5 protein-coding genes and 1 tRNA gene are annotated in these 12,854 nt (G+C 70.9%); 2 read left to right on the top strand and 4 right to left on the bottom strand.

The annotated features are described in order from the left end of the window. Positions 1-103 precede the first annotated feature (103 nt). The 3 genes from NM1_RS15190 to NM1_RS15180 form a co-directional block, all read right to left on the bottom strand. Positions 104-1,150, bottom strand: coding sequence for a tyrosine-type recombinase/integrase (locus tag NM1_RS15190; protein ID WP_068019931.1), 1,047 nt, complete (start codon positions 1,148-1,150; stop codon positions 104-106). Further along, the gene (locus tag NM1_RS42240; protein ID WP_114699762.1) at positions 1,150-1,515 is read right to left on the bottom strand and encodes an AbrB/MazE/SpoVT family DNA-binding domain-containing protein; all 366 of its coding nucleotides are present in this window, start codon (positions 1,513-1,515) and stop codon (positions 1,150-1,152) included. Before NM1_RS42240 ends, NM1_RS15190 begins: the two co-directional genes overlap by 1 nt. Before the next feature lie 240 nt (positions 1,516-1,755). Next, a tRNA-Leu gene (locus tag NM1_RS15180) sits at positions 1,756-1,837 on the bottom strand. A 396-nt stretch (positions 1,838-2,233) separates the two neighbouring features. Between NM1_RS15180 and NM1_RS15175 the strand changes: the two genes are divergently transcribed. Together NM1_RS15175 and acpS are read left to right on the top strand one after the other, a co-directional pair. Further along, positions 2,234-11,554 (top strand): type I polyketide synthase, encoded by a 9,321-nt coding sequence (locus tag NM1_RS15175; protein WP_068019929.1) that lies wholly within the window; start codon positions 2,234-2,236, stop codon positions 11,552-11,554. 225 nt (positions 11,555-11,779) lie between these two features. Next, positions 11,780-12,211, top strand: coding sequence for a holo-ACP synthase AcpS (gene acpS / locus NM1_RS15170; RefSeq protein WP_068019927.1), 432 nt, complete (start codon positions 11,780-11,782; stop codon positions 12,209-12,211). 4 nt (positions 12,212-12,215) lie between these two features. On the opposite strand, the gene NM1_RS15165 is transcribed toward acpS, so the two are convergent. Next, on the bottom strand, positions 12,216-12,845 hold the full coding sequence (locus tag NM1_RS15165) for a TetR/AcrR family transcriptional regulator (RefSeq protein WP_373864044.1): 630 nt from the start codon (positions 12,843-12,845) through the stop codon (positions 12,216-12,218). Positions 12,846-12,854: the final 9 nt, after the last annotated feature.

Here is a 12,854-nt window from a genome sequence, read left to right as displayed (position 1 = left end):
GACGAAGTCGCTGTGCGTACGGCCACGATCGTTCCGGCCGTAGATGCGGGCACTGGTGATGGTTCTGCGCACGGTGCCGTCGGTGTGTGCACGGTGTCAGGTGTCATGCGGTCCCTCCTGTCGCGGTGGCGAGGGGATGCGGTTCGCCGGTGAGCACGGACAGGGCGGCGGCGACCTCCAGGAGGCTGGCCTTGACGTAGGTGGTCGTGGTGCCACCGGTCTTGCCGTGGTGGCCGGCGTAGGCGCGGGCGACGGCAAAGCTGAAGGTTCGTTCCACCCAGGTCAGGGTGGTGTGGCGTAGCCAGTGCACGGTGACGCCCTGCACGGCGACCCAGGGCAGTTCTTCACCGATGCGTGCCCAGAGGTGGTCGTAGCGGCGGCCGGTGATGGGTTTGCCGTTGCGGTAGCGCAGCAGGCGCCCGGAGTGCGGGGCGTGACGGTCGTGGGCGTGGTGCTGCAGGTACCGCATCAAGGTGGGCGAGACCGGTTGCCAGCGGTCGGCCACCTCCTTCTCCCGCAACCAGATCAGGCAGCGGTCGGGGTCGAGATCGTGCGGACGCAAGGCCAGCGCGCCGCTGCGACGGCAGGCGGTTTCGATATGCAGGCGCAGGATCAGCGCGTCGAGGTCCGGGTCGTTGCCGGTGTGCGCGGCGATGTGGCAGATCTCGGCGAGCTGATGCGACGGGATCGCATACCGGTGCGAGGCTCTCCGAGTGGGTTTCGCTACCGCGCGAGCCGGGTTGTCGGCGGGCCGTATCCAGCCCTGGCCTTCAGCGTAGCGGTAGACACAGCGGGCGGCGCCGACGAAATGTTCCACGGCGCTGCTTCCTCCTCGGGAGGCGCGGTTGACCCGCGCCGCAGCCCGGACGGTGCGGGCCATCTGCTCGAGGTCGGTCTTCGACGGTTCATCGAGACGGTGTGTGCCCCATTCGTTTTCCAGCCGCGTGAGGTGGACGCTGTAGGTGCGTAACGTGCCCGGCGACAGAGCTGCCCGGACCTGCGGGATCACCTCGGCGAAGGTCGGCACCGGCGTGGCGGTCCCGACCAGGTCGGCCGGGGACAGCCCCATCTGCGTTAGCAACAGCCGGGCCGCGGCGAGGGTATCGGCCGTCGGGGAATGCGGTGACAGCGTGGTTGTGGTCACAGGCATCACCGCTCCAGCAGCCGCAGAGCGTCGGCGAGCAACTCCTGCATCGCCGCCGGTGGAAGGATCGCGAGCCGATCCCGGGACAGCCTGCCCGCCAGCAGGACCCGGTCGCCGACGAACAGGCTCACCCGCCGCCGCATCCGGTACGGAATCCGGAAGAACCCGTCGCGCATCGCGATCGGGCCGTCGTCGCGGCGAGACACCACCAGGACGGCATGCTCCTCGGCGCGGATCTCCAGGCGCGCACCCGGCGCCCAGCCGAGATTCGCGAACACGAGGCGGTCCACCACACGCCCGGCCTCGCCCACGGTGCACAACCCGCAGACCACATCCGCGCTCGGCGCGCGGACGGGCGACGGTGGCGTCATTGGTCCGTGGATCAGCTCCTGGAGCGGAGCCTGCGGGGGAACGACAGGCGCGATCACCGCGGCCACCGCCGCGACCAAGAAGCGGGGCAGGCAGGGGAGACAGAGCGCCGCAATGCTGGCGGAGACGCCACGAATCGGCGCTGGTCGTAGGAAAACGTCCGGGTCACCGGTGTCCTTTCCGCGTGTGCGAGTGCACTCGAACACGCTGTCCGTGGATGTGACACCGGTGATCAGTTTTCGTGCGCGAGGGGGGACTTGAACCCCCACGTCCGAGGACACTGGAACCTAAATCCAGCGCGTCTGCCAATTCCGCCACTCGCGCGTGATGGTACGACCGTCCAAACTCTACCGGGCTTGACCGGCATCGCGAAGTTCCCTATGGGCGTTTCGTACCCACGAGTAACCCCACCTGCGATTATAACGATTGGGTCACGGGCAATGTGAGGGACCCTCAACTTTCCTTCGGGGGTGTAACCGGCCGGACCAGCGGCTTCAAACATGAGGGAGAGTCATGTTTCGGATTATTCTGGTACGTCCGTACCTGAATACTGAGTGGTAGCCGTAGGGGGCGGGGGGAAACGTGAGGATTCCCTCATGATTTTGTGCGATCCTCGGTTTCATCAGGTCCTCAGGGGCGAGGGACGCCTGCGCACGGAGGAGCGGCCCCCACGAGGGACCACCCGAGGGACGAGCCGCCACGAGAAGGAAGTCGAACGTCTTGACGATCAACGAGAGCACCGAGACCGGATCGAACGCCAAGATGGTTGGGGCAACTTCGGATACGGCGAGGAAGGCCTCGCTGCTGGACCGGTTGCGCGCGGGGGAGGCCTATGCGCTGGCCTTCGGCGGCCAGGGCGCGCGCTGGCTGCGCGAGCTGGAGGAGATCGGGCGCGACAGCGCGCTCGAACCGGAGCTGACGGCGCTGGTGAACGAGGCCGCGGCGACGCTGGAGCCGGTGGCCGAGCAGCTGCTGGTGGTGCGGCCGGTCGGCTTCGACCCGGTCGCGTGGATGCTCGAGGACGACCTCGCCGACCTGGAGGAAGGGGAGGTGTCGGCCGCGCCGCCGGAGCCGGTGCTGCGCTCGGCCGCGATCTCCATGCCGGGCGTGTTCCTGGCGCAGGTGGCGGCGCTGCGCGCGCTGCGGCTGCAGGGCCTCGACGCGGCCGAGCATGCGCCGGTCGCGATCGTCGGGCATTCGCAGGGCCTGCTGGCGGCGGAGTCCGCCGAGGCCCGCGGCGCCCGCGATGCGGAGCTGCTGGCGCTGGCACAGCTGATCGGCGCCGCGGCGACCCTGGTGGCGCGCCGGCGCGGGCTGATCCCGGTCGGCGAGAAGTCGCCGATGGTCGCGGTGTCGAACGTGGATCCGGAGCAGCTGCGGGACGTGGTCACCGCGGCCGCGCGGGGTGTCGACCCGGCCACGGCCGCGGTGGTGTCGATTCGCAACGGGCGCCGCCGAGTGGTGCTGTCGGGCACCGTGACTCAGCTGGATCGGGTGCGGCGGCGCTGCACGGAGATCCACGACGAGCAGACCCGCGACCGGGAGGCGAAGAAGCGCGGCGGCGCCGTGTTCGCGCCCGTATTCGAGGACGTCGACGTCGAGGTCGCGTTCCATCACCCGGCGCTCGCCGACACCGTGGATCTGGTGACCGCCTGGGCCAACCAGTGCGGGATCGACGCCGAGCTGGCCACCCGGCTCACCCGGGCCATCCTGGTCGACCCGGTCGACTGGGTGCAGACCGTCGACGACGTGGTTTCCGCCGGCGCACAGTGGATTCTGGACCTGGGTCCCGGCGATCTGCTGACCCGTCTCACCCAGGGCTCGCTGAAGGGCACCGGCGTCGGCGCGGTCCCGGCCGCGACCCGCGCGGGCCAGCGGAGCCTGTTCACGCCGGGCGCGGCGCCCGAGGTGGCCCCCGCCTGGTCGGAGTTCGCGCCGAAGCCGGTGCGTCTGCCCAACGGCCGCGTCGTGGTCGAGACGTCCTTCACCCGCCTCACCGGTCGCTCGCCCGTGCTGCTGGCGGGTATGACGCCGACCACGGTCGACGCCAAAATCGTTGCGGCCGCGGCGAATGCGGGCCACTGGGCGGAGCTGGCCGGCGGCGGTCAGGTGACCGAGCAGATCTTCGCCGACCGCGTCGCCGAGCTGCGGACACTGCTGCAGCCGGGCCGCGCGGTGCAGTTCAACTCGCTGTTCCTCGACCCGTACCTGTGGAAGCTGCAGCTGGGCGGCAAGCGGCTGGTGCAGCGCGCCCGCGCCGCCGGCGCCCCGTTCGACGGCGTGATCGTCACCGCGGGCATCCCGGAGCTCGAGGAGGCCGTGGCGCTGATCGAGGAGCTCGGCGAGGTCGGCATCACCCACGTCGCGTTCAAGCCCGGCACGGTCGCGCAGATCCGTGCGGTGCTGCGCATCGCCGACGCCGTGCCGGACTACCCGGTGATCATGCACATCGAGGGCGGCCGCGCCGGTGGCCACCACTCCTGGGAGGACCTCGACGACCTGCTGCTCGAGACCTACGCCGAGCTGCGCAACCGATCCAACGTGGTGGTCTGCGTCGGCGGCGGGATCGGCACCCCCGAGCGCTCCACCGAGTATCTGACCGGCGAATGGTCGGTGGCGTACGACTATCCGGCGATGCCGCTGGACGGCGTGCTCGTCGGCACGGCCGCCATGGCCACCCTGGAGGCCACCACGGCGCCCGAGGTGAAGCAGCTGCTGGTCGACACCCCCGGCACCCCGAACTGGGTCGGTGCGGGCACGGCCGCGGCCGGAATGGCCTCGGGGCGTAGCCAATTGGGTGCCGACATCCACGAGATCGACAACTCGGCCTCGCGCACGGGCCGCCTGCTCGACGAGGTCGCGGGCGATGCGGAGGCCGTCTCCGAGCGGCGCGCGGAGATCATCGAGGCGCTGGACCGCACGGCCAAGCCGTATTTCGGTGACGTCGCCACCATGACCTACCTGGAATGGCTGGAGCGCTACGTCGAGCTCGCGGTCGGGCTGGACCGTCGCAAGGACTTCGACTGCGGCACCGACCTCGGCGACGCCATCGCCGACGCGACCCGCTCGGTGTGGCTGGACATCACCTGGCGCGACCGGTTCGCGGAGATGATGCGCCGCACCGAATCCCGGCTGCATCCGGCCGACCGCGGCGAGATCCCGACGCTGTTCGCCGACGACGCCGCGTTCGAGCAGCCGGTGCGGGCGATCTGCGCGCTGAAGGAGCAGTACCCGGCCGCCGCGGGCACCGTGCTGCACCCGGCCGACGTTCCGTTCTTCGTCGCGCTGTGCAAGACGCCGGGCAAGCCGGTGAACTTCGTGCCGGTCGTCGACGCCGACGTGCGCCGCTGGTGGCGCTCGGATTCGCTGTGGCAGGCGCATGATTCGCGCTACGCGGCCGATCAGGTGTGCGTCATCCCGGGCACCGTGTCGGTCGCCGGCATCACCCGGGTGGACGAGCCGGTCGGCGAGCTGCTGGACCGGTTCGAGCAGGACACCGCCTACTCGCTGATGCGCGGCGGGGTCACGCCGCAGGCGGTGGACGGCCGACGTCGCGTCGAGGTGGCCGCGGGCGCGATCGACATCGTGCTCGCCGCAACGGATGTGCAGTGGTCCGGCCGCACCACGGTCAACCCGATCCACCGGCTCGGCGATCTGCACGAGTGGACCATGAACGGCAAGGGCGCCGTGCACCCGCCGACGGGCGCCACCCTGCGCGCCACCGAGGGCCCCGAAACCGACCACGCCTACGTGGAACTCGCGGTGCCGCTGCTGGGCAAGGACGCGGTGCGCATTCGCATCACGGTGCCCGCCTCCGTGTACAACGGCGGGGCGCCGGTGATCACGGAAGACGATGCCGAGGCCGCGATGTCGGCGCTGCTGGCCGTCGCGGCCGGACAGTCGCTCCCGGAGGTGCGGTCCGCCGACGGAACGCACGTCGCGCACGTGAATCTCGCCTGGACCCCGGATCTGATCGCCGATCACGCCGGTGTCACCGGCTCCGGGCTCCCCCCGACGTTGAGCACCATCGGCCGCACCGTGCCCGACGTGCTCGTGGGCGCCTGCTGGCCCGCCGTCTTCGCCGTCCTGGGCGCCACCCGCACCGAGGACGCCCGCAGCGTCATCGAGGGCATGCTGGATCTGGTCCACCTGGACCACCGGATCGAGCTGGTGAACGAATTGCCTTCCAACGCCGCGGTTCTCACGGTCCGCGCGGAATCGGCGTCGGTGCTCGACACCGATATGGGCCGCGTCGTCGAGGTGCGCGTCGAGGTCGGCGTCATGCGCGACCACGGCCTGGAGACCCCGACCGTGGCAAAGCTGGTGGAGCGCTTCGCCATTCGCGGCCGCAACGGTGACGGCGAACTGTCCGATCCGCCGCGGGCCGCGGGCACCGTCTCGGCCGAGGCCACCGATACCCCGCGTCGCCGCCGCCGCGACGTGCGCATGGTCGCCCCGCGCGCGATGGGCGCCTTCGCCGCGGTGTCGGGCGACCACAACCCGATTCACACCAGCGCCAACGCCGCCCGCCTGGCCGGTCTGGGCAGCCCGATCGTGCACGGCATGTGGCTGTCGGCGGCCGCGCAGCACGCGGTCTCGGCGGTCGATCCCGAATCCCCGGTGCCCGCACGGACGGTGACCGCGTGGACCACCCGGTTCCTCGGCATGGTGCGGCCCGGCGCGGAGATCGACGTGCGCGTCGAGCGGATCGCGGTCGACCAGGGCACCGAGCTGGTCGAGGTGTCCTGCCGGACCGGCGGTGATCTGGTGATGACCGCGACCGCGCGGCTCGCCCCGCCGAAGACCGTGTACGCCTTCCCCGGCCAGGGCATCCAGAGCAAGGGGATGGGCCTGGACGCGCGTTCGCGTTCCAAGGCCGCCAAGGACGTGTGGGATCGCGCGGACAAGCACACCCGCGAGGCGCTGGGCTTCTCCATCCTCGCCGTGGTCCGCGACAACCCGACCTATCTCAAGGCCCGCGGCGTCGAGTACCGGCACCCGCAGGGCGTGCTGCACCTGACCCAGTTCACGCAGGTCGCGATGGCGACCCTCGGTGTCGCCCAGGTGGCCGAGCTGCGCGAGGCCGGTGCGTTCGTCGAGGGCGCTATGCTGGCCGGGCATTCGGTCGGCGAGTACAACGCGCTCGCCGCCGTGGCCGGGGTGCTGCCGCTGGAGGCCGTGCTGGAGGTGGTGTTCCAGCGCGGTTCGGCGATGCACGAGCTGGTGCCCCGGGATGCCCAGGGCCGCAGCGACTATCGGATGGCCGCCATCCGGCCGTCGCAGATCGGGCTGCCCGACGCCGAGGTCATCGACTTCGTCGCCGAGGTGGGGGCTCGTGCCGACGAGTTCCTGGAGGTCGTCAACCTGAACCTGCGCGGCTCGCAGTACGCCATCGCGGGCACGGTCAAGGGCCTGGAGGAGCTGGAGGCCGAAATCGAGCGCCGCCGTGCGGAATTCGGCGGCAAGCGCGCGTTCGTGCTGGTGCCCGGCATCGACGTGCCGTTCCACTCGACCGTGCTGCGCAAGGGCGTGCCGGAGTTCCGGCACAAGCTCGAGGACCTGCTGCCGGAGGATCTGCATCCGGAAATCCTTGCCGGGCGCTACATTCCGAACCTGGTGCCGCGGCCGTTCTCGCTGGAGCGCGAGTTCATCGCCGAGATCGCCGATCTGGTGCCGTCGGAGCCGCTCACGCGGGTGCTGGCGGATTGGGACGACTGGTCGGCCCGCCCGAGCGAGCTGTGCCGGGTGGTGCTGATCGAGCTGCTGGCCTGGCAGTTCGCCAGTCCGGTGCGCTGGATCGAGACCCAGGATCTGCTGTTCACCGATCCCGCGCACGGCGGGCTGGCGGTGGAGCGGTTCGTAGAGATCGGCCTGGCCGCCACGCCGACCGTCGCCAATCTCGCCACCAACACGCTGAAGCTGCCGCAGTTCGCCACCGCCAAGGTGGAGGTGCTCAATATCGAGCGCGAGGCCGGTGTCGTGTACTCCACCGATACCGATCCGGCGCCGGTGGAGGAGCCGGAAGAGACCGTGGCCGAACAGGTTCCGGCTGCCGCCGCCGCGGCTCCGGCAGCGGCCCCCGCCCCCGCGGCGGCCCCGGCCGGTGGTCCGCGTCCCGACGACATCCCGTTCACCGCGGCCGACGCGACCCGCGTGCTGATCGCCCTGTGGACCAAGCTGCGCCTGGACCAGATCGGTCCGGTGGACACCATCGAGGGCCTCTGCGACGGCGTCTCCTCGCGGCGTAACCAGCTGCTGGTCGACCTCGGCTCGGAGCTGTCGCTGGGCGCCATCGACGGCGCCGCCGACGCGGACATGGGCGCGCTGTCGGCGACCGTGGAGCGGCTCGCCCGCACCTACAAGCCCTTCGGCTCGGTGCTGTCCGATGCCGTCGGCGATCATCTGCGCAAGGTGTTCGGCCCCTCCGGCAAGCGTCCCGCCGCGATCGCGGATCGGGTGAAGAAGGTGTGGGAGCTCGGCGACGGCTGGGCCCACCACGTCACCGCCGAGGTGTCGCTGGGCACCCGCGAGGGCGCCAGCGTGCGCGGCGGCGACCTGGGCGGCCTGGTGTCGGGCGCGCTCGGCGACGGCGCCGCGGTGGATGCCGCGATCGACGCCGCCGTGCAGTCGGTCGCCGCGCGGCGCGGGGTCAGCGTGGCGCTGCCCGCGGCCGGAGGCGGCGGCGGAGCCACCGTCGACGCGGCCGCGCTCGGCGAGTTCACCGAGCAGATCACCGGCCGGGACGGCGTGCTGGCCACCGCGGCCCGGGTCGTGCTGGAGCAGCTGGGCCTGGACGAGCAGGTGTCGGCGCCCGAGGCCAGCGACGAGTCGCTGGTGGATCTGGTGTCGGCCGAACTCGGTTCGGACTGGCCGCGTCTGGTCGCCCCGGCGTTCGACGGCCGCAAGGCGGTGCTGATCGACGACCGCTGGGCCACCGCCCGCGAGGATCTGGCGCGGCTGTGGCTGGGTGCGGACGCCGAGTCCGCCGACCTGCCCGTGGACGGCTATCTGGGTTCCGGTGCGGCCGTTGCGGCACAGGCGAACTGGTGGCGGCAGCGCGCGATGGCCGAGGCCCGCTCGGTGCTCGCCGGTGTGTACGAGCGGATCGCCGAGGCGGCCCTGGACACCGAGGAGGCCGGTGGCTGGTCCTCCGATATCGCCGTGATCACCGGTGCCAGCAAGGGTTCCATCGCGGCCGCGGCCGCCGGGCGCCTGCTGGGCGGCGGCGCGACCGTCATCGTCACCACGTCCCGGCTCGACGACGACCGGCTCGGCTTCTACAAGAAGCTGTACCGCGAGAACGCCCGCCACGGCGCCGCGCTCTGGGTTGTCCCCGCCAATATGGCCTCCTACTCCGACGTCGACGCGCTGATCGAGTGGGTCGGCAATGAGCAGAGCGACAATGCCGGTGGCGCAAAGGTTCTCGTCAAGCCGGCGATGACCCCGACGCTGCTGCTGCCGTTCGCGGCGCCGCGCGTCGCGGGCGATCTGACCGATGCCGGTGCCCGCGCCGAGATGGAGATGCGGGTGCTGCTGTGGTCGGTGGAGCGCCTCATCGGCGGGCTGTCGAAGCTCGGCGCCGATCACGACGTCGACGCGAAACTGCATGTGGTGCTGCCGGGTTCGCCCAACCGCGGCATCTTCGGCGGGGACGGCGCCTACGGCGAATCCAAGGCCGCGCTGGATGCGGTGATCGCCAAGTGGCGCGTGGAGAAGTCGTGGTCGCAGCGGGTCACGCTGGTGCACGCGCTGATCGGCTGGGTGCGCGGCACCGGACTGATGGGCCACAACGATCCGCTGGTCGCGGCCGTCGAGAAGGCCGGGGTGCACACCTGGTCCACGCCGGAGATCGCCGACGAGCTGCTCAAGTGGTGCACCAGCCGGGCTCGCGTGGTCACCGCGTCCGGACCGCAGCAGATCGACCTGACCGGCGGCCTGGCCCGCGCCAAGCTGGACCTGCCCGCGCTCGCCAAGGAGGCGGAGGCCCTTGAATCCGAGGCCGCCGCAGGCGAATCCGAGGATGACATTGCCACGATCGCGGCCCTCCCGGCCCCGCCGACGCTGACCTCGGCGCTGCCGGTGCCCGAATGGGGCGCCGTCACAACCGATCTCGCCGATATGGTGGTGATCGTCGGCGCCGGGGAGCTCGGTCCCTACGGCTCGGCGCGCACCCGCTTCGAGATGGAGGTCGCGGACGAGCTGTCGGCGGCGGGCGTGCTCGAACTGGCGTGGACCACCGGCCTGGTCACCTGGGAGAACGATCCCAAGCCCGGCTGGTACGACGCCGAATCCGGTGACTACGTCGACGAATCCGAGCTGGCCGAGCGCTACCACGACGCGGTCGTGGAACGCTGCGGCGTGCGCCGCTACGGCGACGACGGCGCCATGGTCGACAACGCCGCGCCGCTGCTGACGTCGGTGTTCCTGGACAAGGACCTGTCGTTCGCGGTCACCAGCGAGGCCGAGGCCCGCGCCTTCCACGCCGCCGATCCGGAGCACACGGTGATCACGCCGGTCGCCGACTCGGGTGACTGGCAGGTGACGCGCAAGGCGGGCACCGAGATTCGGGTGCCGCGCAAGGCGAAGCTGTCGCGCACCGTGGGCGGCCAGATCCCCGCGGGCTGGGATCCCACCAAGTGGGGCATCTCCCCGGACATGGCGAGCTCGGTGGACCGGGTCGCGCTGTGGAACATCGTCTGCACCGTCGACGCGTTCCTGTCCTCGGGCTTCAGCCCGGCCGAGCTGATGAGCTGGGTGCACCCCTCGCTGGTGACCAACACCCAGGGCACCGGCATGGGCGGCATGTCGTCGATGCGGTCGCTGTACATCGACAACCTGCTCGGCGAGCCGCGCGCCAACGACATCCTGCAGGAGGCGCTGCCGAATGTCGCTCTGGCACATGTGGTTCAGTCCTACGTCGGCAGCTACGGCGGGATGATCCACCCGGTCGCGGCGTGCGCGACCGCGGCGGTATCGGTCGAGGAGGGCGTGGACAAGATCCGGCTCGGCAAGGCCGACGTCGTGGTCGCCGGCGGCTACGACGACCTCGGTATCGAGGGCATCGTCGGCTTCGGTGACATGTCGGCCACCGCGGACTCGGCGGCGATGAGCGCCAAGGGCATCAGCGACCGGTACTTCTCCCGCGCCAACGATCGCCGCCGCGGCGGATTCGTCGAATCGCAGGGTGGCGGAACGGTTCTGCTGGCGCGCGGTGACGTCGCGGTGGAGATGGGCCTGCCGGTCCTGGGTGTTCTCGCCTACGCGCAGTCGTTCGCCGACGGGGTGCACACCTCGATCCCGGCGCCGGGCCTGGGCGCGCTGGGCGCCGGTCGCGGCGGTCAGGAGTCCCGCCTGGCGGCCGCGCTGCGGAAGCTGGGTGTCTCGGCGGACGAGGTCAGTGTGGTGTCCAAGCACGACACCTCCACGGCCGCAAACGATCCCAACGAGTCCGAGCTGCACGAGCGGCTGGCAGGCGCGCTGGGCCGCACGGACGGCGCCCCGCTGTTCGTGATCTCGCAGAAGTCGCTGACCGGGCACGCGAAGGGCGGTGCGGCGGCATTCCAGCTGATCGGCCTGTGCCAGGTGCTCGAGCAGGGCGTGATCCCGCCGAACCGCAGCCTCGACTGTGTCGACGACAAGATGCAGGACTACCCGCACCTGGTGTGGGCGCGCGAGCCGCTGCGGTTCGGAGATCGGTTCGCGCTCAAGGCCGGTCTGGTCACCTCGCTCGGATTCGGGCATGTGTCAGGGCTTTTGGCGGTCGTGCATCCGCAGGCGTTCATCGAGGCCATCGACCCGCAGCGGCGCGAGGAGTACCAGCGCCGCGCCGAGCAGCGGCAGCTCGACGGGCGGCAGCGGTTCGTGGAGGCCATGTGCGGCGGCGCCCCGCTGTACGAGCGGCCCGCCGACCGCCGCCTGGGCTCGGATGGCACCCCCGCCAAGCAGATTCGGCAGCTGGAGGCCGACGTGCTGCTGTCGCCGAACGCCCGGCTGACAGCGGACGGCACCTACGCCGCCGACGCCGGGCCCGCCTGCCGATAGTCGGGCCCCGCACGTAACCCGGCGCCGACCGGGCCCCGACCATCGTCTCGGCGGTGGTCGGGGCCCGTGCGTCTGTTTCCCCGGGAAGCCCTGTGCTGCGCTGGTATGTTGCAGCCGAGCCGGTGACCGCTGTCACGAAGGGTGGTTACCGGCTCGGATTCGCTGGACGGACCGCGGCGGCCATCGCCGCCGTGGCCCACTGACGGTTGAGGAGCTGCAGACACTGTGACCATCCTGGGGATCGGCCTGGACCTGGTGACCATTTCCGAATTCGCGGAGCAGCTGAAGCGGGCCGGAACCACCATGCTCCGGGAGAGTTTCACCGCGGGGGAGCGGCGCTACTGCGAGAGCAAGGGCACCGATCCGGCGCGCAGCTACGCGGCGCGCTGGGCGGCCAAGGAGGCGGTGATCAAGGCCTGGGCGTCCTCCAGGTTCGCGCGCAGTCCCCAGGTCGGTGACAACCCGTACCCGCTGATCGAGGTGGCCAACGACGCCTGGGGCCGCCCGAGCATCAAGCTGCACGGCCTGGCCGCCGAATTCCTCCCCCGCGTCCGCGTGCACCTGTCCCTCACGCACGACGGCGATACGGCCGCCGCCATGGTGGTCCTGGAAGACCCGGGCGAGCTAGCCGACCTGATCGAGTCCCGCGAGCGTTAGTCGCTCAGCCGGGGTCCCGCTGCCCGCCCGACCGTGATTCCTTCTCCGCGACCAGCAGATACGCGACCATGAGCCGCTTGAGCTCCGTGACGGCGGCGTCGTGGCTGAGCCCGTCCTGCACGGAGAAGTTCATCATCGAATACACCATGTGCACCAGCACCTGCGCCATCATGGATCGGCGGACGCGCGGCGTGCGGGGCATCAGCGGCCGCAGCATCTGCTGGACGACCTCGGCGAACTCCTTCTCGTGGATGACGCCGGTGGCCCGCGTGGAGGGCGTGGACTGCATGGCCAGCCAGACCTCGCGCCGCGACGGGTCGGTCATCCACAGGTCGGCCAGGTGGTCGACGAACTTGTTCATGTGCCGCAGCCAGTCCATCGACGGGATCTCGCCGTGGAAATCGGCCAGCTCCCGCGATACCGCCACCAGATCCTGGCGATTGAGCTCGCACACGATGACGTATTTGTTGGCGAAGAACTGATACAGCGTGCCGATCGGCACCTCCGCGCGGCCCGCGACCTCCTCGCAGGTGAACGATTCGAAACCGACCTCGACCAGCAGCTCCCTGGATGCCTGCAGCAGGGCGTCGAACTTGCGCTTGCTGCGCTCCTGGGTCGGGCGCCGTCGCGGCATCAACTCCTG

This window comes from Nocardia mexicana NBRC 108244 (assembly GCF_001613165.1).
Classification (GTDB): domain Bacteria; phylum Actinomycetota; class Actinomycetes; order Mycobacteriales; family Mycobacteriaceae; genus Nocardia; species Nocardia mexicana.
Note: the sequence above shows the minus strand (reverse complement) of the source record. Positions and strands in the feature narration are given on the sequence as shown.